Source organism: Streptomyces sp. NPDC001816, assembly GCF_042892235.1.
Classification (GTDB): domain Bacteria; phylum Actinomycetota; class Actinomycetes; order Streptomycetales; family Streptomycetaceae; genus Streptomyces.
Genome location: NZ_JBIATY010000004.1, coordinates 238,365 through 264,957, shown reverse-complemented (window position 1 = coordinate 264,957; position 26,593 = coordinate 238,365). Strand labels below are relative to the sequence as shown.

General features: G+C 71.1%; 24 protein-coding genes. 10 read left to right on the top strand and 14 right to left on the bottom strand.

Annotated features, from left to right (window positions below):
- Positions 1–12 precede the first annotated feature (12 nt).
- Positions 13–522 (bottom strand): MarR family winged helix-turn-helix transcriptional regulator, encoded by a 510-nt coding sequence (locus ACFYZZ_RS16725; RefSeq protein WP_389176165.1) that lies wholly within the window; start codon positions 520–522, stop codon positions 13–15.
- Between the two features lie 101 nt (positions 523–623).
- Here ACFYZZ_RS16725 and ACFYZZ_RS16720 point away from each other — a divergent pair, with 101 nt between their 5' ends.
- Positions 624–1,415: a dioxygenase gene (locus tag ACFYZZ_RS16720; protein WP_389176163.1), complete on the top strand. Its 792-nt coding sequence runs from the start codon at positions 624–626 to the stop codon at positions 1,413–1,415.
- A gap of 70 nt (positions 1,416–1,485) precedes the next feature.
- Here the strand turns inward: ACFYZZ_RS16720 and ACFYZZ_RS16715 are convergent, their stop codons facing one another.
- Entirely contained in the window at positions 1,486–2,007 is a 522-nt protein-coding gene (locus ACFYZZ_RS16715) for a GNAT family N-acetyltransferase (protein WP_389176161.1), read from the bottom strand.
- A gap of 188 nt (positions 2,008–2,195) precedes the next feature.
- On the opposite strand from ACFYZZ_RS16715, the gene ACFYZZ_RS16710 reads away from it, so the two are divergent.
- The gene (locus tag ACFYZZ_RS16710) at positions 2,196–3,194 is read left to right on the top strand and encodes an RNA polymerase sigma factor RpoD/SigA (protein WP_386573350.1); all 999 of its coding nucleotides are present in this window, start codon (positions 2,196–2,198) and stop codon (positions 3,192–3,194) included.
- 607 nt (positions 3,195–3,801) lie between these two features.
- Entirely contained in the window at positions 3,802–4,446 is a 645-nt protein-coding gene (locus ACFYZZ_RS16705) for a TetR/AcrR family transcriptional regulator (protein WP_389176874.1), read from the top strand.
- A gap of 345 nt (positions 4,447–4,791) precedes the next feature.
- Here ACFYZZ_RS16705 and ACFYZZ_RS16700 read toward each other — a convergent pair whose 3' ends face one another.
- Positions 4,792–5,772 carry a helix-turn-helix transcriptional regulator gene (locus tag ACFYZZ_RS16700; protein ID WP_389176159.1) on the bottom strand — a complete coding sequence of 327 codons (981 nt, stop codon included), beginning with the start codon at positions 5,770–5,772 and terminating at the stop codon, positions 4,792–4,794.
- 62 nt (positions 5,773–5,834) lie between these two features.
- Here ACFYZZ_RS16700 and ACFYZZ_RS16695 point away from each other — a divergent pair, with 62 nt between their 5' ends.
- The 5 genes from ACFYZZ_RS16695 (at position 5,835) to ACFYZZ_RS16675 (ending at position 12,033) form a co-directional block, all read left to right on the top strand.
- Positions 5,835–7,346 (top strand): MFS transporter, encoded by a 1,512-nt coding sequence (locus tag ACFYZZ_RS16695; RefSeq protein ID WP_389176157.1) that lies wholly within the window; start codon positions 5,835–5,837, stop codon positions 7,344–7,346.
- A gap of 183 nt (positions 7,347–7,529) precedes the next feature.
- The gene (locus tag ACFYZZ_RS16690) at positions 7,530–8,291 is read left to right on the top strand and encodes a DeoR/GlpR family DNA-binding transcription regulator (RefSeq protein ID WP_389176155.1); all 762 of its coding nucleotides are present in this window, start codon (positions 7,530–7,532) and stop codon (positions 8,289–8,291) included.
- Positions 8,288–9,235, top strand: coding sequence for a 1-phosphofructokinase (gene pfkB / locus ACFYZZ_RS16685; RefSeq protein WP_389176153.1), 948 nt, complete (start codon positions 8,288–8,290; stop codon positions 9,233–9,235). The genes ACFYZZ_RS16690 and pfkB overlap by 4 nt, the downstream gene beginning before the upstream one ends.
- A 328-nt stretch (positions 9,236–9,563) precedes the next feature.
- On the top strand, positions 9,564–11,690 hold the full coding sequence (locus tag ACFYZZ_RS16680) for a fructose-specific PTS transporter subunit EIIC (protein WP_389176151.1): 2,127 nt from the start codon (positions 9,564–9,566) through the stop codon (positions 11,688–11,690).
- A 112-nt stretch (positions 11,691–11,802) separates the two neighbouring features.
- Complete coding sequence (locus ACFYZZ_RS16675) at positions 11,803–12,033, top strand: hypothetical protein (RefSeq protein ID WP_389176149.1); 231 nt, start codon at positions 11,803–11,805, stop codon at positions 12,031–12,033.
- Positions 12,034–12,063: 30 nt separating this feature from the next.
- Here the strand turns inward: ACFYZZ_RS16675 and ACFYZZ_RS16670 are convergent, their stop codons facing one another.
- From ACFYZZ_RS16670 to ACFYZZ_RS16655, 4 genes are all read right to left on the bottom strand, one after another.
- Positions 12,064–12,810, bottom strand: a complete 747-nt coding sequence (locus ACFYZZ_RS16670) for a DUF6227 family protein (RefSeq protein WP_389176147.1) — start codon at positions 12,808–12,810, stop codon at positions 12,064–12,066.
- A 157-nt stretch (positions 12,811–12,967) separates the two neighbouring features.
- Positions 12,968–14,188, bottom strand: coding sequence for an Ig-like domain-containing protein (locus ACFYZZ_RS16665; protein WP_389176145.1), 1,221 nt, complete (start codon positions 14,186–14,188; stop codon positions 12,968–12,970).
- Between the two features lie 159 nt (positions 14,189–14,347).
- Entirely contained in the window at positions 14,348–15,388 is a 1,041-nt protein-coding gene (locus ACFYZZ_RS16660) for a P1 family peptidase (RefSeq protein WP_389176143.1), read from the bottom strand.
- A 40-nt stretch (positions 15,389–15,428) separates the two neighbouring features.
- Entirely contained in the window at positions 15,429–16,664 is a 1,236-nt protein-coding gene (locus ACFYZZ_RS16655) for a low temperature requirement protein A (protein WP_389176141.1), read from the bottom strand.
- A gap of 136 nt (positions 16,665–16,800) precedes the next feature.
- Between ACFYZZ_RS16655 and ACFYZZ_RS16650 the strand changes: the two genes are divergently transcribed.
- Complete coding sequence (locus ACFYZZ_RS16650) at positions 16,801–16,977, top strand: hypothetical protein (protein ID WP_386573335.1); 177 nt, start codon at positions 16,801–16,803, stop codon at positions 16,975–16,977.
- 19 nt (positions 16,978–16,996) lie between these two features.
- On the opposite strand, the gene mscL is transcribed toward ACFYZZ_RS16650, so the two are convergent.
- The 6 genes from mscL to ACFYZZ_RS16620 form a co-directional block, all read right to left on the bottom strand.
- Positions 16,997–17,455 carry a large conductance mechanosensitive channel protein MscL gene (mscL, locus tag ACFYZZ_RS16645; protein ID WP_389176139.1) on the bottom strand — a complete coding sequence of 153 codons (459 nt, stop codon included), beginning with the start codon at positions 17,453–17,455 and terminating at the stop codon, positions 16,997–16,999.
- A 138-nt stretch (positions 17,456–17,593) separates the two neighbouring features.
- Positions 17,594–18,166 (bottom strand): hypothetical protein, encoded by a 573-nt coding sequence (locus ACFYZZ_RS16640; protein ID WP_389176137.1) that lies wholly within the window; start codon positions 18,164–18,166, stop codon positions 17,594–17,596.
- Positions 18,167–18,382: 216 nt separating this feature from the next.
- Positions 18,383–19,216, bottom strand: coding sequence for an S-methyl-5'-thioadenosine phosphorylase (locus ACFYZZ_RS16635; protein WP_389176135.1), 834 nt, complete (start codon positions 19,214–19,216; stop codon positions 18,383–18,385).
- Positions 19,217–19,316: 100 nt separating this feature from the next.
- Entirely contained in the window at positions 19,317–19,631 is a 315-nt protein-coding gene (locus tag ACFYZZ_RS16630; RefSeq protein ID WP_389176133.1) for an FmdB family zinc ribbon protein, read from the bottom strand.
- Between the two features lie 67 nt (positions 19,632–19,698).
- Positions 19,699–20,997 (bottom strand): MFS transporter, encoded by a 1,299-nt coding sequence (locus ACFYZZ_RS16625; protein WP_389176131.1) that lies wholly within the window; start codon positions 20,995–20,997, stop codon positions 19,699–19,701.
- 298 nt (positions 20,998–21,295) lie between these two features.
- Positions 21,296–22,846, bottom strand: a complete 1,551-nt coding sequence (locus ACFYZZ_RS16620; RefSeq protein ID WP_389176129.1) for a potassium/proton antiporter — start codon at positions 22,844–22,846, stop codon at positions 21,296–21,298.
- A 223-nt stretch (positions 22,847–23,069) separates the two neighbouring features.
- Between ACFYZZ_RS16620 and ACFYZZ_RS16615 the strand changes: the two genes are divergently transcribed.
- Entirely contained in the window at positions 23,070–25,847 is a 2,778-nt protein-coding gene (locus ACFYZZ_RS16615; protein WP_389176127.1) for a penicillin acylase family protein, read from the top strand.
- Positions 25,848–25,941: 94 nt separating this feature from the next.
- On the opposite strand, the gene ACFYZZ_RS16610 is transcribed toward ACFYZZ_RS16615, so the two are convergent.
- On the bottom strand, positions 25,942–26,499 hold the full coding sequence (locus tag ACFYZZ_RS16610; RefSeq protein WP_389176125.1) for a 5-formyltetrahydrofolate cyclo-ligase: 558 nt from the start codon (positions 26,497–26,499) through the stop codon (positions 25,942–25,944).
- Between the last annotated feature and the right edge of the window lie 94 nt (positions 26,500–26,593).

Sequence of the window (26,593 nt, the reverse complement as noted above, 5' to 3'; positions counted from 1 at the left end):
CGCGGCCGTGACTTAGCGGAGCCAGGGCAGGTCCGCACCCGCTTCGTTGGGCTGAAGGCCCTCGGCGACGATCTCCATGATCTCGCCGAGGGTCTTCTGCTGTTCCGGGGTCAGCCGCTCGAACAGCGCCTGCCGTACGGCGTCCACATGGCCCGGCGCGGTCCGGCGCAGCACCTCGGCGCCCTCGTCGGTGAGCACCGCGAACTGGCCGCGCTTGTCGGAGGGGCAGTCCTCACGGCGGACCCATCCGTTCTTCTCCAGGCGCGCGATGGCGTGCGACAGCCGGGAGCGGGTGATCTTCGCCTTCATCGCCAGCTCCGTCATCCGCAGCCGACGGCGCGGCGCCTCGGCGAGAACGACGAGCAGGCCGTAGTAGATGTGCGGCATGCCCGCGTCACGCTGCAGCTGCCGGTCGAGGTGGTCCTCCAGCAGGGTGGTGGCGTGCAGATAGGCGCGCCAGACGCGCTGCTCCTCGTCGGTGAGCCAGCGGTGCCGGCCGGCGGAGTCCGTTGCCGTGTTCATGTACCCCACTGTACGGCGCATCTCCTTGAAACTTGAACAAGTCGGGCGTACTCTGGCAGTGAGAGCTTGAGAGTTAAAACATCTTATTGGGAGCTGCCGTCATGTCCGCCGCCACCCAGGAGCGCATGCCCGCCCTGTACCTCAGCCATGGCGCCCCGCCGCTCGCCGACGACCCGGTCTGGCCCGGCCAGCTCGCCGCCTGGTCCGCGGACCTGCCGCGCCCCAAGGCGATCCTGATGGTCTCCGCGCACTGGGAGGAGGCCCCCCTCGCCCTCGGCGCGACCGAGACCATCCCGCTCGTCTACGACTTCTGGGGCTTCCCCGAGCACTACTACCGGGTCCGGTACGCCGCTCCCGGCGCGCCCGAACTCGCCGAGTCCGTCCGCAAGCTGCTGCGCGCCCCCGGCACCCCCGTCCAGGACATCCCCGACCGCGGCCTCGACCACGGCGCCTACGTCCCCCTCGTCGAGATGTTCCCGGCCGCCGACATCCCCGTCCTCCAGGTCTCCCTGCCCACCCTCGATCCACGGCGTCTGATGGACATCGGCCGCAAGCTCGCCCCGCTGCGCGACGAGGGCGTGCTGATCGTCGGCTCCGGCTTCTTCACCCACAACCTGGCCGCCCTGCGTCACACGGGCGGCGGCGTGCCCAGCTGGTCCTCCGAGTTCGACGACTGGGGCCGGCGGGCCTTGGAGGCCCGTGACTGGGACGCGCTGCTGGACTTCCTTCACAAGGCCCCGGCCGGCCGCTACGCCCACCCGCGCACCGAGCACTTCGCCCCGCTCTTCGTCGCCATGGGCGCGGCGGAGGCGGGCGGCGAGCAGGACGCGCAGAAGTCGGTGATCGACGGGTTCTGGATGGGAATGGCGAAGCGCTCGGTGCAGTTCGGATAAGGGCCGGCTCCGGACAGGGCCGGCTCCGGACAAGGGCCGGCTCCGGACGAGGGCCGGCTTCGGACGAGGGTTAGCCGAGATCCTTCTCGTACCAGGCCACGTCCCAGTAGCGGCCGAACTTGCGCCCGACCTCCCGGTAGGTGCCGACGTACCGGAAGCCGAAGCGTGTGTGCAGCCGCTCGGAGGCCTCGTTGGGCTGGGCGATGCCGGCGTAGGCGCGGTGGATGTCCTCGTCTGCCAGGGCCTTGAAGAGGGTGTCGTAGAGCAGGGTGCCGATCCCGCGGCGGCCGGCGTCCGGGGTGACGTACACCGAAGTCTCCACGGACGTCGCGTACGCGGGCTTCACCCGGTAGGGGCTGGATGTGGCGTACCCCAGAATTCGCTGAGTTCGTCCTTCCGCGGCAACCATCAGGCGGTACGGTCCGTCTTCCGGGTGGGAGAGCAGCCAAGGACGGCGCTCTTCCGGCGTGAAGATCGTGGTGTCGAACGTGATGGGCGTCTCGCGCACGTAGTGGTTGTAGATGTCCGTGAGGGCTTCGAGGTCGCTCTCGACTCCCGGCCTGACCTGCACTTCTGCATGCGCCGACGGCATCCGGCCTCCCTGTGGTCGGACAGGGTACTGCAAGATCAGAAAAATTGAGGGGCGGGTTGGGAATTCTGTCCGGATTCCAGTCGTTGTTTCCTTCGGATGCCGGGCACTCGTGGAGAGTCCCAGGAGTTCCAGGAGTGCTGAGCATCCCTTAAGGACCACCGCCCGCCCACCATCGCAAGGGAGCACGCATGGCAACCCGTGCCGTCGCCCGTCGTCAGTCCGCCACCGGCGAGACGGCCGACTCGGCAAGCAGTGTTCGCGCCCATGGCGGCGAGATCGCCGATCGCGATCTGGTCGGTATGTATCTCGACGAGATCGCGCGTACGCCGCTGCTCGACGCCGCAAAGGAAGTCGAGCTGTCCCAGACCATCGAGGCGGGTGTGTTCGCACGGCAGGTCCTCGACGGCGAGGAGGAGTCACAGACGGACGCCTCCCGCGAGGAGTTGGAGGCCCTGGTCGCCGCGGGCGAGCGGGCCAAGGACGTCTTCATCCGCTCCAACCTCCGCCTGGTCGTGGCGGTGGCCCGGCGCTACCCGCGCAGCGGCCTGCCCCTCCTCGACCTGGTCCAGGAGGGCAACGCCGGTCTGGTGCGCGCCGTCGAGAAGTTCGACTACCGCAAGGGCTTCAAGTTCTCGACGTACGCCACCTGGTGGATCCGTCAGGCCATCACCCGCTCCATCGCCGACCAGTCCCGCACGATCCGGCTCCCCGTCCACCTGGTGGAGGAGCTGGGCCGTATCCGCCGCGTGCAGCGGGAGTTCAACCGCGAGCACGGGCGCGAGCCGGAGCCCGCGGAGATCGCCGCCGAGCTGGGCTCGACGCCGGAGCGCGTGACCGACGTGCTCGACTGGTCCCGTGACCCGGTCTCCCTCAACATGTCCGTGGACGACGAGGGCGAGACCCAGTTCGGCGACCTCCTGGAGGACACCTCGGCGGTGTCGCCGGAGCAGTCGGTGCTGACGCTGCTGCGCAGCGAGGAGCTGGACGGCCTGATCGGCCGCCTGGACCAGCGCACGGCCTCCATCATCAAGATGCGGTACGGCATCGAGGACGGCCGCGAGCGCACCCTGACCGAGGTCGGCAAGGAACACGGCCTGACCCGCGAGCGCATCCGCCAGATCGAGAAGCACGCGCTGCTCGAACTGAAGAAGCTGGCCCGCAGCACCGGCTTCGACGCGGCGGCGTGAGGGACGGGGAGTACAGCCCATTGACGGACGGGTAGCACAGCCGATGACGAAACCGGGCGTACGACCGCGTACGCCCGGTGGCGAAAGACGGCGCAAACATGGCGTGGTCCCATCGCTTCAACCCCCGGACCCGAGGGAACAACCCTTCAGGGCCCAGGAGTTGGACCCCAGGGCCCGCACTCCCGCCTTCCGCAGACACCCCACACCTGCCATGACGAGCACGTCGTAGGTCCTGGTCCGTCAGTTCCTACTCGACATGTGAGCCACGTCCCCGCGCTATCCCCCCCCCGGCGCCGGGACCTTCCCGGAGCCGGGCTTCGGCGCCTACCCCCCCCAGGCGCCGGGGCCCGGCTTCTTGCTGTGGGGAGGAGAGGGAGAGTGGGAGGGCGTGGGCTCGCCGAAGGCCGGCGGTGCGGACATGCTGGATCGGCGGGCCACTCCGTACCTGAACCACGGGGTGGCCCGCCGGATGGCAGATTCTGCCACATCGGCATAGCCTGCCGAGGTGAGCACCCCGAGCACCGCCGGCAACACCGCGCACCAGCCTTTTTCCGCCTCCGCGCCCGCCCCGGTGTCCCTCACCGAGCGCCGCAAGGCGGAGACCCGCATGGAGATCGCCCGTGCGGCGGCCGCGCTCTTCGTCCGCCAGGGGCTGCGTGCCACCCGTGCGGAGGACATCGCCCAGGCGGCGGGCATCGCCCCGCGCACGTTCTACCGCTACTTCGCCTCGAAGGAGGAGGCGGTGGCCCCTCTCTACGCGGCGGGTGCCGAGCGCTGGACGCAGGCGGTCCGGGAGGCCCCGCCCGCCCTCACCGTCCCGGAGGCCCTGCGCCACGCGGTCCACCAGACCCTCACCCCGGGCCTCGGCGTCTCGGTGTCGTCCTGGGAATGGGTCCGCACCCTGATCCGCCTGGCCGACGCGAGTCCCGCCCTGCGCAAGGTCTGGGCGGAGGTCTGCCAGTCCTCGGAGAGGACGCTCGCGGAGATTCTGGCGGAGCGTTTGTCGGTATCCCGAGGGCAGACGGTCTCCGCCGACCCCGACCCCGACCCCGAGTCCGGCGACAACGTTGCCCACCCGGCCCCGATCCCCCTGCACCTCCACTTCGCAGCGGCGGTGGCCGGCGCGGCAGTTCGTGTAGCCGTCGAATCCTGGTCCACCACCACGTCCCCACCCACCGGCCCCACCGGCCCAGCAGCCCTGGCCCTCCAAAACCTGGAGGCGGTGGGGGAGTTCGAGTGGGGCGAGGAGTAGCCAACGCCTCGTCAGTGCCCGGAGGCCGCCGTTGGACTGACCGTCGTCGCCGGAGTGCGGGTCCGCTGTGGCTGGTCGCGCAGTTCCCCGCGCCCCTGGGGAGTTGCCGTGCCGTCGGCTGCATCGGCGCCGGAGTCACGCAGCCGCAGCCGCAGCCGCAGCCGCAGACAGCAGCGGCCCGGCCGTCCCCGCGCAGCTGCGGGCAGTCGTGCCGCTGGGGCGATGGGAGTCCCCCTGCTCGAGCGAAGCCGAGAGCTTGGGGGAGGGTGGGCGCAGCGGCACCCCGCCAGCGCGGGTGAGTGAAACCCAGCCCCGGCCAGCCGAAGCACCGGCCACCCGACCCGCCTAGGCTCCCCCCGCTCCCCCCGCCCGGCTCAGCCGTTCACCCAACTCCCGTACATAAGCCACCAGTTCAACCGGCGCCCGAACCGTGAACTCGCACCCCACCATCGCCAACCGCACAGCCAGCCACTCCACCGGATCCCCGCTGCTGCCCCGCACCACGCACCAGCCCTCCCCGTCCGCCTCCGGTACCCCGACCCACCCGGGCACCCGCGGCGACACCTCCTCCACGGACCCGGCGAACCGCACCTCGAACTCGTACGTCCCGGTGTCGGGCCGCCGCTGAATGGACCGCCGCAGGTACTCCGCCGCACCCCCCATCGGCAACTCCCGCGGAGCGAACCGCACGCCGGTGGCGAACGGCTCCCGTACCCGGTCCACCCGGAACGTCCGCCAGTCCTCGCGCCCGAGGTCGTATGCGACGAGGTACCACCGCCGCCCGGTGGACACCAGCCGATGCGGCTCGGCCAGCCGCCGCGACTCGCTGCCGTCCTTGTCCCGGTAGGTGAACCGGAGCCGCTCGTGCCCGGCCACCGTCGACGCCATCACGGTCAGCGTCTCGGGCGCGATGCTCGCCCCGTCCCCACTGGTCAGCGCCGTCGTCGCGGCCTGAAGCGTCGAGACCCGGTGCCGCAGCCGCGACGGCAGCACCTGCTCCAGCTTCGCCAGCGCCCGCACCGACGCCTCCTCCACCCCCTCCACCGCGTGCCCGGCCCCGGCCCGCAGCCCGACCGCGATCGCCACCGCCTCCTCGTCGTCGAGCACCAGCGGCGGCATGGCCTTGCCCGCGACAAGGCGGTAGCCGCCGTCAGCACCCTTGCTGGCCTGCACCGGATAGCCCAGCTCCCGCAGGCGGTCGATGTCCCGCCGCACGGTACGGCGGGACACCCCGAGCCGGTCGGCCAGCTCGCCGCCGGGCCACTCGCGCGGGGTCTGGAGGAGGGAGAGCAACTGGAGGAGCCGAGCCGGAGTGTCCGTCGTCATGCATTCGAGAATGCCGCACAACTAGGACATGATCTGACCTAATGCGGTCCTAGCTTGTACGCATGACCTCCACGGAACAGACCCTCAGCGCACAGCAGACCCCGGGCGACCGCCGCCGGTGGTTCGCGCTCGCGATCGTGATGGCCGCGGCCTTCATGGACCTCGTCGACGTCACGATCGTCAACATCGCGATCCCCTCGATCCAGCACGACGAGGGCGCCTCCTTCAGCCAGATCCAGTGGATAACCGCGGGCTACGCCCTGGCCTTCGCCGCCGGCCTGATCACCGGCGGCCGGCTCGGCGACATCCACGGCCGCCGCCGGCTGTTCCTCATCGGCATCGGCGGCTTCACCCTGGCCTCCGCCCTGTGCGGCTTCGCCGCGAACCCGGAGATGCTGGTCGCCTCCCGCATCCTGCAGGGCGGCATGGCGGCGATGATGGTCCCGCAGGTCCTGTCGATCGTGCACGCCACCTTCCCCGCCCACGAGCGCGGCAAGGTCTTCGGCCTCTTCGGCGCGATCGTCGGCCTGGGCGCGGTCTCCGGCCCGCTGCTCGGCGCCCTGCTGACGGAGTGGAACCTGTTCGGGCTGGAGTGGCGCCCGATCTTCCTGATCAACCTCCCCGTGGGCGTCGTCGCCTTCCTCCTCGGCCGCCGCTACATCAGCGAGTCCCGCGCCCCGAAGGCGCTGAAGCTGGACCTCGTCGGCGTCGCCCTGGTGACCCTGGGCCTGCTGATGCTGCTCTACCCGCTCACCCGCGGCCGCGAGCTGGGCTGGCCGCTGTGGGGGTACGTCTCGATGGCCGGCGCGTTCGGTGTCTTCGCGGCGCTGGTGGCGTACGAGCGGCGCAAGGCGGCCCAGGACGGCTCCCCGCTGATCGAGCTGTCGCTGTTCCGGGTGAAGAGCTTCGCCGCCGGTATCGCCGTGCAGACCGTCTTCGGTGTCGCGCTCGGCATCTTCTTCCTGGTCTGGACGCTGTACATGCAGGTCGGGCTGGGCTGGAGCCCGCTGCGGGCGGGCCTGACGGGCGTGCCGTTCTCGCTCGCGGTCTCGACGGCGGCCGGCATGTCCGTGCAGAAGCTGGTTCCGCGCTTCGGCCGCAAGGTGCTCCAGGCGGGTGCGCTGGTGATGGCCGCGGGTGTCCTCGTCTACATCTGGGAGTCGCACCGCTACGGCCTCGGCATCGCCTCCTGGCAGATGGCCCTCCCGCTGGTCGTGATGGGCGCGGGCATGGGCCTGATCGTGGCCCCGCTGACGGACGCGGTGCTCTCGGAGGTGCCGCGCGAGCACGCCGGCTCCGCGTCCGGCCTGATCAACACCGTGCAGCAGATGGGCAACGCGCTCGGCCTCGGGCTGGTCTCGGTGGTGTTCTTCGGTGTGATCGGCGACCGGCTGACGCGCGCCGAGGTGGGCCCGGCGTTCGTCCACGGCTTCCAGCACGCGCTGTGGTGGGTGGCCGGTGTGCTGGGTGTGATCTTCCTGCTGATGTCCGCTCTGCCGAAGCGTCCGGCGCAGCACGTGGAGGGCGCGTCCGACGCTCCGGCAGTGGAGAGGGAGCCCGAGCTGGTGGCCTGACCAGGCAGGAGGCGGCCCGGTACCGACCAGGTACCGGGCCTTTCTGCTGCCCGGATCTGTCCGGGCAGCAACCGGAAGTCCGTTCATGCCCGATTGTGGCCCGAACCTGTTTACTTTCCGGAAATCGGGGCGTAGTCTCGCGGTGAAACCACACGTTCGGGCATGAGTCGGAGGCGAACGGACATGTACGCACCGGAGCGGCAGCAGGAGATCCTCCGGATCGCCCGTGACGGCGGCCGGGTGGACGTGCTGTCGCTGGCCGAGGAGTTCCAGGTCACGGCGGAGACGATCCGCCGGGATCTGAAGGCCCTCGACCGCGCGGGCCTCGTCCGCCGGGTGCACGGCGGTGCCATCCCGGTCGGCCGCCTCGACTTCGAGCCGGACCTCGCCGAGCGCGAGTCCACCGCCGCCGACGAGAAGGACCGCATCGCCAAGGCGGCCCTCGCCGAGCTGCCCGTCGAGGGCACGATGGTCCTCGACGCGGGTACGACGGTGGCGCGGATGGCCGCGGCCATCCCGCTGGAGGCCTCCCTCACCGTCGTCACGCACAGTCTGCCGATCGCCGCCCGCCTCGCCGACCACCCGGGCATCCAGCTCCACCTGGTCGGAGGGCGCGTCCGGCACCGTACGCGCGCCGCCGTGGACGCCTGGGCACTGCGCGCGTACGGCGAGATCCGCGCCGACGTCCTGTTCGTCGCCGCCAACGGCTTCTCCGCCGAGCACGGTCTGACCACCCCCGACCTCGCCGAGGCCGCGGTCAAGCGCGCGGCCGTCGCCGCCGCCCGCCGCGTCGTCCTCCTCGCCGACTCCTCCAAGCACGGCCAGGAGCACTTCGCCCGCTTCGGCGACCTGAGCGACGTGGACCTGCTGATCACCGACAGCGGGCTGAGTCCCGAAGACGCCGCCGTGATCGAGCGCGGCGGCACGGAAGTAGTGCGCGCATGATCCTCACCGTCACCCCCAACCCGTCCCTCGACCGCACCTACGAGGTCCAGGCCCTCAAGCGCGGCGAGGTCATCCGCGCCGAGACCGAGCGCATGGACCCCGGAGGCAAGGGCGTGAACGTGTCGCGCGCCGTCGCGGCCGCCGGCCGGCGCACGGTCGCCGTTCTGCCCCTGGGCGGTGCGCCGGGTGCGCTCGTCGCCGATCTGCTCGACGCGCAGGGCATCGAGGTCGCGCCGGTCCCGGTCGCCGGAGCCACCCGCTCGAACATCGCGCTCGCGGAGGCGGACGGAGCGCTCACGAAGATCAACGCCCCGGGCCCCGAGCTGTCCCCGGCCGAACAGGAGTTGCTCCTGGACACCGTCCGCGAGCAGTCCCGCGACGCTGACTGGATCGCGTGCTGCGGGAGCCTGCCCCGGGGCCTCGCACCCTCCTGGTACGCGGACGTCGTCACACGGGCGCACGCCGGCGGCGCGCGCATCGCGCTCGACACCTCGGGGCGCGCGCTCCTGGAGGCGCTGCGCGCCCGGCCCGACGTGGTGAAGCCGAACGCCGAGGAGCTGGCGGAAGCCGTCGGGCGCCCCCTGACGACGGTGGGCGACGCGGTGAAGGCGGCCGAGGAGCTGCGCGAGATGGGCGCACGCGCCGTGCTCGCGAGCCTGGGCGCCGACGGGCAGTTGCTCGTGGACGACGCGGGCGCCTGGTTCGGCAGCGCGCACGTGGACGCCGTACGCAGCAACGTGGGCGCCGGCGACTCCTCCCTCGCCGGCTTCCTGATCGCCGGCGGCCGCGGCCCGGAGGCCCTCGCCTCCGCCGTCGCCCACGGCGCCGCCGCCGTCCAGCTCCCCGGCAGCGTGATGCCGACCCCCGCCGACCTGGACCCGGCCGCGGTGACGGTCACGGCCGACATCCCGGTCGACCGCGAACTGATGGAGCCGGTGTCATGAACTCGCTCGTGCTGCGTGGTACACGCCCTGGAACCCGGCACCTGGGCGCACGCCCCGTGCCCGCTCGCCCGATGCCCACACGCCCGGACACACCCACCCCACCGGCCCAGAAGCGGCGGGGCTCCCCATTACTCGCCGCCTCAGCGGGCCGGCAGGACGCCCCGATCCGCCCTGCCACCCCGGGGTCCTGTCGTCTGACAGAGCCCAGGAGGCGAGGTCTCCCCGGCCCCGTCTTCGTCCACCCCGCCGCCTCCCCCCCCCACAGCACCCCCGTCCCCACCTCCGCCCACCCCACTCCCCGGGCGATACGCGTGCATAGGAGCCCGCGATGAGCGACATGATCACCGCGGACCTGGTCGACCTCGACCTGTCCGCCGATACCAAGGAGGCGGCGGCGCGCGCCCTCGCCGAGCGCATGGTGGCCCAGGGCCGGGTGACCGACCTGGAGGGCTTCCTCGCCGACGTGGCCGCCCGTGAGGCCCAGATGCCGACCGGCCTCGACGGCGGCATCGGCATCCCGCACTGCCGCAGCGCCCATGTCACCGAGCCGACGCTCGCCTTCGGCCGCAGCGCCGCCGGCATCGACTTCGGCGCCCCGGACGGTCCCGCCGACCTGATCTTCCTGATCGCGGCCCCGGCCGGCGCCGACGACGCCCATCTGACGATCCTCTCCGCCCTGGCCCGGCAGCTGATGAACACCGAGTTCACGGACGCGCTGCGGTCGGCGGGTGACACGGGGACGGCGGCGGCGCTGATCCGCGGGGACGAGGCACCGGCGACCGAGGACAGCGCGTCCTCCGGTGCACAGGCGTCCGTGGACGCCTCCGAAGACTCCGCTGCGACGCCGGTGGCGGCCTCCGCCGGCGCCGCAGCGGGCAGCACGGCCCCGGCGCCGGGTGCGGCCACCGAGAGTGGTTCCGCCCCGGCGCCGGGCGCCACGGGAACGGGCGAACGCCCCTTCCGTATCGTCGCGGTCACCTCCTGCCCGACCGGCATCGCCCACACCTACATGGCGGCCGAGTCCCTGGAGAACGCGGGCCACGAGGCGGGCGTCGAGGTCGTCGTCGAGACACAGGGCTCGGCCGGCTTCACCCGGCTCGACCCGGCGGTGATAGCGGCGGCGGACGGCGTGATCTTCGCGCACGACGTCCCCGTGCGCGACAAGGACCGCTTCGCGGGCAAGCCGACGGTCGACGTCGGCGTGAAGGCGGGCATCAACCGCCCCGCCGAGCTGATCTCCGAGGTGCGCGGCAGGGCCGAGCGCGGCGAGGTCACCGCGGGCGCCGCTCATGGGACGCCCGTCGAGCGCGCGGGCGACTCCACCGAGGGCTACGGCACCAAGCTCCGCAAGTGGCTGATGTCCGGCGTCAGCTACATGGTCCCGTTCGTCGCGGCCGGCGGTCTGCTCATCGCCCTCGGCTTCGCGATCGGCGGCTGGAAGGTCAACAAGGCGCCGTCGGTCATGGACCACTTCGTGTGGACCCAGACGGGCAGCTGGGGCGCGCTGCTGTTCCAGATCGGCGTGGTGTCCTTCGGCTTCCTCGTCCCGGTCCTGGCCGGCTACATCGCCTACGGCATGGCGGACCGCCCCGGTCTCGTTCCCGGCTTCGTCGGCGGCTCGATCGCCCTCACCATCAACGCCGGCTTCCTCGGCGGTCTGGCGGCCGGTCTGATCGCCGGTGGCGTGGTGATGGCGATCCAGAAGGTCAACATCCCGGCGGCGTTGCGCGGCATCATGCCGGTGGTGGTGATCCCGCTGATCTCCTCGGCGATCGTCGGGTTCCTGATGTTCGTCGTGATCGGCAAGCCCATCGCGTCCGCCCAGAAGGGCCTGACCGACTGGCTGGGCGGCCTCACCGGCACCAACGCCATCCTGCTCGGCGCCCTGCTCGGCCTGATGATGTGCTTCGACCTGGGCGGCCCGGTCAACAAGGTGGCCTACACCTTCGCCACGGCGGGCATCGCGGTCGCCAGCCCGAGCGACTCCGCGATGAAGATCATGGCCGCGGTGATGGCGGCCGGCATGGTCCCGCCGCTGGCGATGGCCCTGGCCACGACGGTCCGCGGCAAGCTCTTCACCCAGACCGAGCGCGAGAACGGCAAGGCCGCCTGGGTGCTGGGCGCCTCCTTCATCTCCGAGGGCGCGATCCCGTTCGCCGCGGCGGACCCGCTGCGGGTCATCCCGTCCGCCATGGTGGGCGGCGCGATCACCGGCGCGCTGTCGATGGGCTTCGGCGCCACCCTGCGCGCCCCGCACGGCGGCGTCTTCGTGGTCCCGCTGATCGGCAACCCCTTCCTCTACCTGATCGCCATCGCGGTCGGCGTGTGCGTCAGCGCGGCCCTGGTGATCCTCCTCAAGGGCATGCGCAAGCAGGCCCCGGAGACCACGGCCACGGACCCGGCCGCGGGCCCGGCCACGGCGTCGAAGGAGGCGAAGCAGCCCGTCGCCGCCTGACGGGGTTCCGCTACCTCTTGTCCCTTTGGTGAGCTGTGAGTTGTTCACGCCACCTGCGAGATACGTCACGGTCCGGGGCCAAAGTCCCGGACCGTGGTGTGTACTGGACGGCATGCCTGAGCAAGTCTCGACTCTTCAAGTGATCGGCGTGGCCGTCCTCACGCTGGCGGGCGTCGTCTGGGCCGTCGCGGTGACCCGCATCATGCGCCGCGCGCGCGTCGAGGCCGCTCTGTCGGCCTTCCCCCACCAGCGCTTCGGCCCTCCGCCGCAGGAGTACGTCGAACTGAGCGCGGCGGAACAGGACGCCTTCGCGGGCCTGGTACGACGACTCGGACACCGCTGACGGAAGCGGGCCCGAGGCCGCCGCCAGGTCCTAGGCCCGCCGCGCCGCGCGCCGTTCCATGGCGTCCCGGGCCGCGTCCTCCGACGTGTAGACCTCGCACATGTGCCAGCCGTCGGGCGTCGCCGTGTGCTCGACCTCCCACAGGGAGACCTCCTGGCCGTCCGGCAGCAGGAACGCGTGCTCGTACAGCGCGAAGCTCAGGCCCGCGCGGCCGGTCCGTCCGGGCCGCCCGAACGCCTGGGTGATCTGATGCGCGGCCGCCGTCGCCAGCAGCGCCGCCGTCTCCGCGTCCGGACGGTCGGGGTTCTCCGCGCGGCGCAGCAGCCGGCGCGCGTGGTCCGGCGAGTCGTCCGGGGCGTACACGTGCCGGGGCTCGGGGATCGCCGACAGCTGCATCAGCACCGGCAGCTCGAAGTCCGGAGTGTCCGGCGGCAGCGCGAGCCGGGCGGTGGCCGTGTGCAGCTCCTCCTCGTCGACGTACACCTCGTGCTGTGCGTCGCCGCCCGGCACGAGGTTGTGGACCAGCTCCCACAGGGTCAGCGCCGAGCCGTCGGCGAGCAGCCAGGTGTGCCGGTACGTCTCGCGGTGCAGCCCCGCGCTGTGGTGGGCGGAGTGCAGGGAACTGTCGTGCGCCAGGGCGCAGTCCAGCCGTCGTATGACCTCGTCGGGCAGCTCGAAGGAGTTCAGGGCACGGCCGAGGAGCGCCTCGAGATGCTCCTCAGGAGACTCGGGCGACTCGGCTGGTTCGTACGCTGCCGTCTCGTACGGAACGCTCAAGGCTTCTCCCGGCGTTGCTGCATGTCACCTTGTGGGTGCATACCGTAGCCCCTCGGTCGGACATCATGTCCGGGAACCGAGAAAACGTATGCAGGGAAAACGTGAAGGCCGCGCGAGAAGTTGCCGCGCGGCCTCACGATCCGTCAGGACCGGCCGGTCAGGCGGCACTTCCGGCGGTCCAGGCGCTCCACGACATGTTCCAGCCGTTGAGACCGTTGTCCGGGGACACCGTCTTGTCGGGGGAGTTCTTCACGATCACGACGTCACCGATGAGCGAGTTGTCGTAGAACCACTTGGCCGTCGTGTCGCCCTGCGCGCCCTGCACGTCCGCCAGGCCGACGCAGCCGTGGCTGGTGCCCTCCCGGCCGAAGGGCGGGTTGCCCTTGTTGTACCAGTAGTTGCCGTGGATGAACGTGCCGGACGTCGTCAGGCGCATCGCGTGCGGCACGTCGGAGATGTCGTACTCCCCGCCGAAGCCGACCGTCGAGCCGTTCATACGGGTCTGCACGAACTTCTCGGAGATGACCATCTGCCCGTTGTACGTGGTGTGCTGCGGGCTGCCCGCGGAGATCGGCACCGACTTGAGCGTCTTGCCGTCCCGCACCACGGTCATGGTCTGCGCGTTGGCGTCGACCGTGGAGACCTGCGAGCGCCCGATCGTGAAGGACACCGTCTTCTTCTGCACGCCGTAGACGCCGCTCGCGCCCTGCACCCCGTCCAGGTCGATCTTCATGGTGACCTTGGAGCCGGCCTTCCAGTACTCCTGCGGCCGGAAGTCGAGCCGCTGGTTCCCGAACCAGTGGCCGACCACCTGCTGACCGCTGCTGGAGTTGACCGTGATGTGCGACTGCACGGCCTTCTTGTCGGTGATGCCCTTGTCGAAGGTGAACGACACCGGCATGCCCACACCGACCGTCGAGCCGTCGTCCGGCGTGTAGGTGCCGATGAAGCTGTTGGCCGAGCTGACGGTGGTGAAGATGGAGTTGGCCGCCGCCGTACGCCCGCTCGCGTCCTTCGCGGTCGCGGCGATCTCGTACTTCGTGCCGCGCTCCAGCTGTCCCTTCGGCTTCCAGCTGCTGCCGTCCGCCGATATCGCCCCCTGCACCGCCTGCCCCGACCCGGCCACGGTCATCTTCACGTCCGTCAGCTTGCCGCCGCTGACCTTCACGCCGGTCGCGTTGATCGACGCGCCGGTCGAACCGTCCTTGGCCGAGATCACGACCTTCGCCGTCGACGTCCTGGGCGAGTCCTTGCCGCCCTTGCCGTCGTCGTTCGAGGCGTTGGCGCTGCCACCGCAGGCGGTCAGGGTCAGGGCGCCGACCACCAAGGCGGCACAGGCCCCCAGTACGCGCCGCGCTGCAATGTCCGGCGTTGTCACGGGCTGCTCCATGTTCGTGTGATGTGCGTGTTCCGTTCCAGTGCGTGATGAAAGAGGGCCCGGGCCCGGGGGGAGGTTCCCTCCGGATCCCGTTGACGTCATCACGTGACAGAACCGCGACAATCCATGGCTCAACCCGCGGCCGACGGCCGCCGGGGCTCATCGCCGCCCGGACGACTCCCCGTACAACTCCCCGTACGACGGCCACACTCCACCCGGCCCGTCGACCGACCCGGCGGCGCGCACGGCGCGCACGATCGCGCGCGTCACGACGTCGGCCCCGGCCGCGAGGACGTCGTTGAGCGCCAGCGGGCCGGTGCCGTCGAGCGCGCGGGTGCCGGTCGCCAGCGCGAACACCGTGTCGCCGTCGTGCAGCAGGTGCACCGGCCGCACGGCGCGCGCGATGCCGTCGTGCGCCGTACCCGCCATCTTCTGCGCCTGCGCCTTGGTGAGGTCCGCGTCGGTCGCGACCACCGCGAGCGTCGTGTTCAGCGGCGGCGGCGCGTTCTTCGAGGCCACCTCGGCCAGACGCCGACGCGCGGCCTCGTGCACGCGCTCCTCCGGGTACTGCACGCGCCCCTGGAACAACTCCCCGTACAGGACGCCCGTTTCCGGATCCAGCACCGACCCCGCCGCGTTCACCACCACCAGGGCGGCCACCGTGACCCCCGAGTCCAGCACCGCACTCGCGGTGCCCACCCCGCCCTTGAGCTGCCCCGCCACGGCGCCCGTACCGGCGCCCACACACCCCTCGTGCACGGCCGCGCCCTGCATGCTCGCCGCGGCCGCCTCCACCGCCGCGCGCCCCGTCGCCGCGTCCGGCCGGGCGCGGAAGTCACCGCCGCGCCCCAGATCGAAGACGCACGCGGCGGGCACCACCGGCACGACGTGCCCCGGGTCCGGCCCGACCCGCACCCCGCGCCCCTGCTCCTCGAGCCAGGCCATCACCCCGGACGCGGCGTCGAGCCCGTAGGCGCTGCCTCCGGTCAGCACGACGGCGTCGACCTTCTGCACCACGTTGCGCGGGTCGAGGGCGTCGGTCTCCTTGGTGCCGGGGCCGCCCCCGCGCACGTCCACGGCGGCGACGGCGCCGCCCTCGGGCGCGAGGACGACCGTGGTGCCGGTGAGCCGGCCGTCCCCGCTGCGGGTGGCGTGCCCCACCCGCAGTCCGGCGACATCCGTCAATGCGTCAACTGTCATGGGGCCAGTCTGGCCCAGCCCCAGGACGCGTCCGCGGGGTTCAGGCGGCCGGTGCCGTCTCGTTCGCGCGCCGCTTGTGGGCGACCATGCGCGTCGTCAGCGTGACCCCGACCGCCACCGCTGCCGCGGACACGAGCCCCGCGGCGAGCACCGCCCACTCGCCCAGGAAGGTGCAGCAGACCACCAACAGCGCCGTCACCGGAAGCACCAGCTGCTGGCTGATGCCGACCTTGAAGTGCCGCGAGTGCAGCGCCCACACGGTCAGCAGGTACAGCGCCGTCGGCAGGGTCACGGCCGCCGAGGCGGACAGCGTCGAGATGTGCGCCTTGCCGACCACCTGCTCCACCGCCACCTCCAGGCCGGCGCCGATGGCCGCGGCCGAGGCGAAGATCAGGTAGTGGCCGTAGCCCCAGAGGAATGCCTGTCTGCTGGAGCGCAGATGACCGTGGATGGGCACCACGAAGTAGATCCACCACGCGGCGAAGACGATCAGCAGGCCGCCCGCCGCGATCGGCAGCAGCTCGCCCAGCGCGTCGTGCTCGTCCAGCGCCGACTTCACGGCGACCGTGGCCGCGGCGATCGTCTCGCCGAGCACGATGATCGTGAACAGGCCGTACCGCTCGGCGATGTGGTGCGGATGCCAGGACGTCACTCGGGCCCTCTCCGCGTAGACCGGCACGGCCAGCTCCGCGATCACCATCACCAGGAACACCCAGGGCCGGGCCGGCTCCGGCAGCAGGATCAGCCCCACCCAGCCGACCTGGCACAACAGCACACCGCACACGTATCTGAGCGCCGTGGTCCGCTCCGGCCCCTCGGCCGATCGCGCCGCTCTCAGCCACTGCGCGACCATCGCCAGCCGCATGATCACGTAGCCGAGCCAGACGACCAGGTAGTCGTGGTGCTCGAACGCCCGGGAGACGCCGGCCGCCAGCACCAGCACACCGGCGATCTGGACCAGGGTGACCACGCGGTAGAGCGCGTCGTCGTTGTCGTACGCCGAGGCGAACCAGGTGAAGTTCATCCAGGCCCACCAGATGGCGAAGAACACCATCGCGTAGTTCATGATCCCGCTGCCCGCGTGCCCCTCGGCCACGGCGTGCACGAGTTGCACGCCGGCCTGTGCGATGGCCACCACGAAACACAGGTCGAAGAAGAGCTCCAGCGGGGAGGAGACCCGGTGCGCCTCGTCGCGCCTGCGCGCGGTGAGCCGCCGCAGGAGCCCGTGGGACTTGTGCGCACCCGAGGCGGGCGCCGAAGCGGAACTGGACGTCATGCCTCCCAGGACAGCAGAAAACCGCGACAATATCTTGTGAAGGGATTCACAAACCTGCGGGGATTCGAAGTTCGGGAGAAACCACCAGGTCAGAGGCCTCGCGGGGCCGCCCGGGCCGGGGCCGTACCCTGGGGACATGAGCACTGCCCCCGAACCCGAGCCGCGCGACCCCAAGCCCGCGCTGATCTTCGACGACCCGCTGAGCCAGCAGTCCTCGGACGACACCGACCGCGGGTGGGGCGAGCGCCCGGACGGCGACAGCGCCGCCGACCTGAAGCGCTTCCTCGACGAGAAGCCGCCCCACCACCTCTGAGCGGCCCGCGGGAGCGCCGCTAGCGCTCGTCGTGCCCCGACCCGCGCTGGGCGACCAGCGCGTCGCGGATCTCCTTGAGGACCTCCAGCTCGGTCACCTCGATGATCTCGTGCGTGCCCTCCTTCGCCTTCCGGCGGGCCTCCACCCGGGACAGGTACTTCGCCATCGGCAGGACCATCAGGAAGTACACGACGGCCGCGGTGATCACGAAGCTCAGCGTCGCGCCGAGGACCGAGCCCCACATCAGCTGGATGCCCTGGTCGCCCTTGCAGCTGCTGCTCAGGCACGCGCTGTAGATGTCCAGGTTCTGCGTGCCTATCGCGCCCACCAGCGGGTTGATGAGCCCCTTCACCACCGAGTTGACGATGTTGGTGAAAGCGGCGCCGATGACGACCGCGACTGCCAGATCGACGACGTTGCCGCGCATCAGGAAGGCCTTGAAGCCCTGCCAGATGCTCGGTTCCTTCTTCGCGTTCACCTCGGGGACTCTCCTCGCGCGCGCAGGGTGTGGAACGAAACGCTCCGCAACCTACGGCACGGTGCGGCCATTGTGTCCAATTCCGTAGCTCGATCGAAGGGGTCGACGGCGGGTCGCAGAGACATCGGCCGAGGTGGCTCAGCACAGCGTCACCGCCAGCCGTGCGGTGGCGCTCGCGCCCACGAGCCGCGCCGCCGTGGTGCGCGGCACCGACAGCACGACCAGCGCCCCGCTCTCGGACGCACCCTCCAGCGGCTCCGGCACCCTCGTCACCCGCACACCCCGCGCGAGCACCCGGGCGCCTCCTCCGGCCGACGGATCCTCGGCCGCGATGACGTCGACGCGGTCGCCGGGCCGGAGCAGCCGGACGGTGGCGGCGTCCGAGATCCGCACCGGCGCCGTCACCATGTCCACCGCTCCGTGCCGTCGTGCGGGTTCCGTGACCGGGTGCCCGCGGACCCGTTCGGCGCGGTGGGGTTCCGACGTGGTCCGCGGCCCCGCCGCCACGAGTGCGGCCGCGGTCACGGCGAGGCCGGCCGCGAGAGCCCGCCTGCGATGCCGTACCAGCCGCTGCAGCTGATACCGCCCGCCGCGCACGCGCACCGGGGTGAAGGGCGGGACCTCGCAGGTCGCCGGGGCGTCGGTGCCGAGGGGACGCGGGAGGCGGAGGGGAGGCGCGGCCGGACTGGGGGACGACGAGGTCAAGGGCATGGGGATCACCGCCTGCGACGAGGGGATTTCGGCTTGCCCTGCCACGATGACGCCTCGCGCCGAAGCCCGCCGGAGCCGGTGGACTACTGAGGGGTTGTGGACAACTCACCCACCCGAACGGGGACTTCCGCCCGTCCCATCCCTCGCCTCGCCCCGGTCCCCGCCTCGCCCGGGTCTTCGCGTCGCCCCGTCCCCCGCCTTGCCCCGTTCCTCCCGCTACGGCAGTTCGAAGCCCGGATCCATCCCGCCGAGGGCGTTCTTGCAGAGGCAGTCCCGTGCCCCGGTCTCCGGTAGTGCCGCCACCGCGTCGAACAGCACGCCGCGCAGCCGGTCCACGTTGGCCGCGAACACCTGCAGCACCTCCTCGTGGGAGACCCCCTCGCCGGTCTCGGCACCGGCGTCCAGGTCGGTGACCAGGGTCAGCGAGGTGTAGCAGAGCTCCAGTTCACGGGCGAGCGCTGCCTCGGGGTGGCCGGTCATGCCCACCACGGACCAGCCCTGCGCCTGATGCCACAACGACTCGGCGCGGGTCGAGAAGCGCGGCCCCTCGACCACGACCAGCGTGCCGCCGTCCACCGGTTCCCAGTCCCGTCCGTGCGCCGCCTTCAGCGCGGCGGCCCGGCCGGCGGGGCAGTAGGGGTCGGCCATGGACACGTGCACCACGTTGGGCACCGTGCCGTCGGGCAGCGGCAGCCCGTCGAAGTACGTCTGGACCCTGGCCTTCGTACGGTCCACCAGCTGGTCCGGCACGAGCAGGGTGCCAGGGCCGTACTCGGCGCGCAGACCGCCGACCGCGCACGGGCCGAGGACCTGCCGGACGCCGACCGAGCGCAGCGCCCAGAGGTTGGCGCGGTAGTTGATGCGGTGCGGTGGCAGGTGGTGGCCGCGGCCGTGCCGGGGCAGGAAGGCGACCCGCCGGCCGGCGATCTCGCCGAGGAAGAGGGAGTCGCTGGGCTGCCCGTAGGGGGTGTCCACCTGGACCTCGGTCACGTCGTCGAGGAACGAGTAGAAGCCCGACCCGCCGATTACACCGATCTCTGCGTTCGCCATGACGAGCACATTAGCTGGCTGCGGAAAGCCGGGGGAGCCGGTGCCCGAGTACACCTGAGGCCCTGCCGTCAGGCGACGGCAGGGCCCGGGGAGTGAGATCTCAGGCCGCGGAGCTGCTGCTCGACGAGCCCGACGAAGACGAGGACGCCGAGGACGACGTGGACGCCGACGAGGACGACTTCGAGTCGGACGACGAGGAGCTGGACGACTTCGTCGCCGGGCTGCTGCTCGACGTGGAGCCGCGGGAGTCGTTGCGGTAGAAGCCGGAGCCCTTGAAGACGATGCCGACCGCGGAGAACACCTTCTTCAGGCGGCCACCGCAGTTGGGGCACTCGGTCAGGGCGTCATCGGTGAACTTCTGAACCGCCTCGAGGCCCTCGCCGCACTCGGTGCACTGGTACTGGTAGGTCGGCACTGTCTTCCTCCTGGCACTCTCACTCAATGAGTGCTAACGACGGTCCATAGTGACGTATTCCCGGGGATCAGTCCACCGTCACCGGCACGCGGTGACCGACGCCACGTGCGATGGTGCGGGTCTGGGCCCGGGCGACCAGCCGCGAACGCAGGGCGACCAGGGTGGCCAGCGCGAGCACGGTGCCGGCCATCGGCACCAGGAAACCGGCACCGCCCCACAGGCGGTCCTCCAGCTGTCCGGCGACCGTGACGGCGGCCGCCTGACCGAGCGCGACGGCGCCGGTCAGCCAGGTGAACGCCTCGGTGCGGGCCTCGGCCGGCACCAGGCCCTCGACCAGCGTGTAGCCGGTGATCAGGGCCGGTGCGATGCACATGCCGACCAGCAGGCCGAGACCGGCCAGCAGGAGCACCGAGTGCGCCGTCCACAGCGCGGACGCGGTCAGTGCGAGCGCGGCGTAGCCGAGGATCAGGCGGCGCTGCGGGGCGGCCTTCCAGGCGATCGCACCGCAGACGATGCCGGAGAGCATGTTGCCGGCGGCGAAGGTGCCGTAGAGGACGCCGTTGAGGCCGGGCTCGCCGATCGACTCGGTGAACGCCGCCAGCGACACCTGCATGCCGCCGAAGACCGACCCGATGCCCAGGAAGGTCACCACCAGCACCCGGACGCCCGGGACGCGCAGGGCGGAGGCGTGCTGCACGCGCGCGTGCCCGCTCCCGCGGGACACCGACGGCTGCGTGCTCTTCTGCGCGGCGAACAGCAGACCGCCGACGAGCGTCAGCGCGGCCTCGGTCACCAGGCCCGCGGACGGGGTGACGGCGGTGCACAGCGCGGTCGCCAGCAGGGGCCCGAAGACGAAGGTCAGCTCGTCCGTGACGGACTCGAAGGCCGCCGCGGTGGTCATCAGGGGCGAGCCCTGGAGCTTCACGCCCCAGCGCGCACGCACCATGGGGCCGACCTGCGGGACCGAGGCGCCGGTCGGCACGGCCGCCACGAACAGCGCCCACAGGGGCGCGTGCGCCAGCGCGAGCGCCGTCAGGGTCAGGCCCGACAGCGCGTGCACCAGGACACCCGGGATCAGGACGGCGCGCTGCCCGTAACGGTCGGCGAGGCGGCCGCTGTACGGCGCGAACAGCGCCATGGAGACACCGGTGGCGGCCGCGGCGGCGCCCGCGGCACCGTACGAGCCGGTGGTGTGCTGCACGAGCAGCACGATGGAGATGGTGAGCATCGCGAACGGCTGGCGCGCCGCGAAGCCGGGGAGCAGGAACGTCCAGGCGCCGCGGGTGCGCAGCAGCTGTCCGTATCCCGGGCGGGAAGAGGCCGGCGAGGTCGTCTCCGGTGCGGTGGTGGTGACCGTGGATCCCACGGCCCGTGCCTTTCTGCCGCCTGGTAGCGCGGGCCCCGTTGTGGGCCCGGGCGCCGAGAGCTGTCCTCTTGCGCAAACTGCGGTAGATACCGGCGCCCACTGTGGGTGGGGGTGGCCCGGCCGCCATACGGTCGCGCCAGCTCTGCGTCAGGCAGAGTTGGTTCGATCAGGGTGCGCCTTCATCGTACAGGGGGCACCGCCTCGCCCACCTGTGAAAATGAGCACCATTCGGCGCGGTCACCTGTGATTGCCGGAGGTGTGAACCGTACGAAACGCCCCCTTAACGCGAGCAGCCTGGTTAACGTGAGCCGCCCGGCCCGTCCATGCCCAGCCAGCCGGCCAGCTTGCCGCCGTGGGCGACCGCGCGCAGGCGTCGTTCCGCCGCGTCGCGCACGGGGTCGGTGGCGACCACGAGGAGTTCGTCGCCGTGCCGCAGCACCGTCGTGGGCAGCGGAACAAACGATTTTCCATCCCGGACGACGAGGGTGACGGCGGCGCCGGGCGGCAGCCGCAGCTCGTTGACCTCGACGCCGTGCATCCGGGAGCCCTCGGGGATCGAGACGGACAGCAGATGCCCGCGCAGCCGCTCCAGGGGTGCCGACTCGATGCCGAGGTCGGCGGCCTCGCCCGGCTCGCCGAGGCGCAGCCTGCCCGCCAGCCAGGGCAGGGTCGGCCCCTGCACGAGGGTGTAGACGACGACCAGCACGAAGACGATGTTGAAGATCCGATGACTGCCCGCGACGCCGTTCACCATGGGGATCGTCGCCAGGATGATGGGCACGGCGCCGCGCAGTCCCGCCCAGGACATCAGCGCCTGCTCCGGCCACGGCACCCGGAACGGGGCCAGGCTGAGGACGACGCTCAGCGGGCGGGCCACCATGGTCAGCGCGAGCCCGATGACGAGGGCCGGCCAGACGTCGTCGCCCAGCTCGTGCGGGGTGACGAGCAGGCCGAGCAGGACGAACATGCCGATCTGGGCGATCCAGCCGAGCCCCTCGGCGAATCCGCGCGTGGCGGGCCAGTGCGGGAGCTTGGCGTTGCCGAGCACCATCGACGCCAGGTAGACGGCGAGGAAGCCGCTGCCGTGACCCAGTGCGCCGGCGGCGTAGGCCGTGACGGCGATCGCCAGTACGGCGATCGGGTAGAGGCCGGAGGCGGGCAGGGCGACACGCTTGAGGGTCCAGGCCCCGAGCCAGCCCACCGTGAGACCCACGGCCGCGCCGATGGCCAGTTCCAGCGCTATCTCGCCGACCAGGGCGTACCAGTGCTCGACCGGGCCGGCCGTGGAGAAGGCGACGACCAGGATGACCACCGGGGCGTCGTTGAAGCCGGACTCCGCCTCCAGCGTGCCCACCACGCGCGCGGGAAGGGGGATCCTGCGCAGCACCGAGAAGACCGCCGCCGCGTCCGTCGAGGAGACCACCGCGCCGATGATGAGCGCCTGCCGCCAGTCCAGCCCGACCAGATAGTGCGCGCCCGTCGCGGTCGCGCCGACGCTGATCGCGACCCCCGCCAGCGCCAGCATGGAGGCGGACCCCAGGACCGGCCGGATCTCCTTCCACTTCGTGCCCAGACCGCCCTCGGCGAGGATCACGACCAGGGCCGCGTACCCGATGACCTGGGTCATCTCGGCATTGTTGAAGTGGATGTTCCCGATGCCGTCCTGGCCCATGAGGACGCCGATCCCCAGGTAGACGAGCAGGCTGGGGAGCCCGCTGCGGGAGGAGATCCGGACGGCCGCGACGGCGACCAGGAGGACCAGGGAGCAGACGAGCAGGAGCTGGTCGAGGTGGTGAACGGTCAGCGGCGGTTCCCTTCCTCGGCTCGCGCGGGGGGCGCGTGAGCTCACGTACACAAGACCCGAGGCTGCGGCGCACCGCACCCAAGTACTTCGTTACCTTACCTAACTCTTGACGTTTTCTTGACGCTCGCCAGGGCAAGATCGAACGTCCGTGCGCGCCGGTTCCCGACTCCGCGTCAAGCGGCTCGGGACCCTGCGCCTATGGTTGCTCCAGCGCTCATTCAAAGTCACAGCCCGACCTGCCGCTCGCGTTAGGACAGCAAGGACAGCGATGCCCCCCAACACCACCGCCACAACGGGTGACACCGCCACCACGGGTGCCACGTCCGTCAAGTCCGGCAGGAAGAAGGGACGCAAAGCCCGGCTGCTCGTGCTGGTGCTGGTCCTTGCCCTCATCGGAGGCGTCGCCTACGGGGCTTACTGGTCGATCAGCACCGTTCGCGCCTCCTTCCCGCAGACCACGGGATCGATCACGCTCCAGGGCCTGTCGGGGCCCGTCGACGTCAAGCGGGACGGGAACGGCATCCCGCAGATCTACGCCTCGTCCGACGAGGACCTCTTCATGGCGCAGGGCTTCGTCCAGGCGCAGGACCGGTTCTACGAGATGGACGTGCGCCGGCACATGACCTCCGGGCGTCTGTCGGAGATGTTCGGCAAGGGGCAGGTCAAGAGCGACGAGTTCCTGCGCACCCTCGGCTGGGACCGGATCGCCAAGGAGGAGTACGACACCAAGCTGTCGGCCTCCACGAAGAAGTACCTCGACGCCTACGCCAAGGGTGTCAACGCCTACCTTCAGGGCAAGGACGGCGAGGACATCTCCCTGGAGTACGCGGCTCTGGGCTTCACCAACGACTACAAGCCGGCGAAGTGGACCCCGGTCGACTCCGTCTCCTGGCTGAAGGCGATGGCCTGGGACCTGCGCGGCAACATGCAGGACGAGATCGACCGCGCCCTGATGACCAGCCGTCTGGGCCCGCAGCAGATCGAGGACCTGTACCCCGAGTACCCCTACAGCCGCAACAAGCCGATCGTCCACGAGGGCCAGTACAGCGATGTGGCCAAGGCCTTCCAGCAGGGCGGCGCCACGAGCGGTTCTCAGGGTGCGACCGGCGCGACCGGCTCCTCCCCCTCGTCCGCGGCCGGTTCGGCCCTCACGAGCCAGCTGGCGGGCCTCTACAAGGTCCTGGACAACGTGCCCACCGCGGTCGGCGTGAACGGCCAGGGCATCGGCTCCAACTCCTGGGTCGTCGCCGGGAAGTACACCATCACCGGCAAGCCGCTGCTCGCCAACGACCCGCACCTGTCGGCGTCGCTGCCGTCCGTCTGGTACCAGATGGGCCTGCACTGCCGCACCGTCTCCAGCAAGTGCCAGTACGACGTCACCGGCTACACCTTCGCCGGCATGCCCGGCGTGATAATCGGCCACAACGGGGACATCGCCTGGGGCATGACCAACTCCGGGGTCGACGTCACCGACCTGTACCTGGAGAAGCTCAGCGGCAACGGCTACCTGTACGACGGCAAGGTCCGGCCCTTCAAGAGCCGCGAGGAGACCATCAAGGTCGCCGGCGGCAAGTCCAAGACCATCGTCGTACGCCAGACCGCCGACGGGATGCCGCTGCTGTCCGACCGTGACGACGAACTCGTCCAGGTCGGCAGGAAGGCCGCCGTCAACACGGCCGCGCCCGACCGCGGCGACGGCTACGGCATCGCCCTGAGGTGGACGGCGCTCGACCCGGGCACCTCCATGGACGCCGTGTTCGCCCTCGACAAGGCAGCCGACTGGAGCGACTTCCGCTCCGCCGCCGCCCTGTTCGACGTGCCCTCGCAGAACCTGGTCTACGCCAGCACGGACAACCACATCGGCTACACCCTGCCGGGCAGGATCCCCACCCGCTCCTCGGTGGACGACGGCTCCATCCCGGCGCCGGGCTGGGACTCGAAGTACCGCTGGACCGGCTTCATCAAGCAGGACGAGCTGCCCTACGAGTACGACCCCGAGCGGGGCTATATCGTCACCGCCAACCAGGCCGTGGTCGACAAGGACAAGTACCCGTACACGCTCACCTCGGACTGGGGCTACGGCACCCGCAGCCAGCGCATCACCGACCTGATCGAGTCCAAGATCAAGGGCACGGGCAAGATCTCCACCGACGACATGCGCCAGATGCAGGTGGACAACAGCAGTGAGATCGCCAAGCTGCTGGTGCCCAAGCTGCTGAAGATCAACCTCGACGACAAGCATGTCCGGGAGGCGCAGAAGCTGCTGGAGGGCTGGGACTACACCCAGGACGCCGACTCCGCGGCGGCCGCCTACTTCAACTCCGTGTGGCGCAACGTCCTCAAGCTCGCCTTCGGCAACAAGCTCCCCAAGGAGCTGCGCGTCAAGGGCCAGTGCCTGTGGGTCGACAAGATCGACAGCACCGGCCCGGTGGACGACGACGCGAAGGTCCGCGAGTGCGGCCAGCGCGACGCCGACCAGGCGCAGCCGGACGGCGGCGACCGCTGGTTCGAGGTCGTGCGCACGCTGATGGACAAGCCGGACAGCGACTGGTGGAAGACGCCCAAGTCGGGCACCCGCCCGGAGGCGAAGAACCGGGACCAGCTGTTCGCCCGCGCCATGATCGACGCCCGCTGGGAGCTGACCGCCAAGCTCGGCAAGGACATCGACACCTGGAGCTGGGGCCGGCTGCACCGCCTGTTCCTGAAGAACCAGACGCTCGGCACCGAAGGCCCCGAGTTCCTCCGGTACGTCCTCAACCGCGGTCCCTGGAAGCTCAGCGGCGGCGAGGCCACCGTCAACGCGACCGGCTGGAACGCCGCCGGCGGCTACGGCGTCGTCTGGGTGCCGTCGATGCGCATGGTCGTCAACCTCAAGGACCTCGACAAGTCCAAGTGGATCAACCTGACCGGAGCCTCCGGACACGCCTACAGCGCCCACTACACGGACCAGACCAGCAAGTGGGTCAAGGGCGAGCTGCTGCCCTGGTCGTTCTCGGACAAGGCGGTCGACGCGAGCACGAGCGACACACTCGTCCTCAAGCCGTGATCGGCTGACGGCAGGCCGAAGGGACGGGCCCCCTCCACGCGCGCGTGGAGGGGGCCCGTCCCGTTCGTGTACCAGTACCAGGGGCCTCGCCCGGTCAGGCGCCGGTGAAGCGGCGCACCCCCGACGGCGTCACCACCGCGTGCACCGGCTGATCGTGCGCCTCCTCCGGGACGCGTGCGACGACTTCCGTGTCGTACAGGAGCACCACGAGCGCGGGGCGCGCGCCCGCCCGCTCCAGACGCGCGAGCACCCGGTCGTACGACCCTCCGCCGCGCCCCAGGCGCATCCCGCGCGCGTCCACCGCGAGCCCGGGCAGCAGCACGACGTCCGCCGCGATCACGGCGTCCGGGCCGAGGCGCTCGCCGGAGGGCTCGAACAGGGCCATTTTTCCGCCATGTTGGATCCGCGCGAGGGAGCCCGGACCGGCGTACTCGCCCCAGTCCAGATCGTTGTCGGGCAGGAGCGCGGGGAGCAGGACGCGCACGCCCCGCGCGCGCAGCGCGTCCAGCAGGGCGAGCGTGCCGGGCTCGCTCCCGACGGAGACGTACGCCGCCACCGTGCGCGCACGCGCCAGTTCGGGCAGCTCAAGGGCGCGCTCGGCCAGCGTGTCGCCCGCCTCCCGTACGACATCCTCCGGCAACCTGTTCCTCATCGCGAGGAACTCCCGTCGCAACTTTCGCTTGTCAGGCTCGCTCGTGCGTCCGTCGTGTACCACTGGTCGTTCTTGCACCCTTCTTAATGCGCTC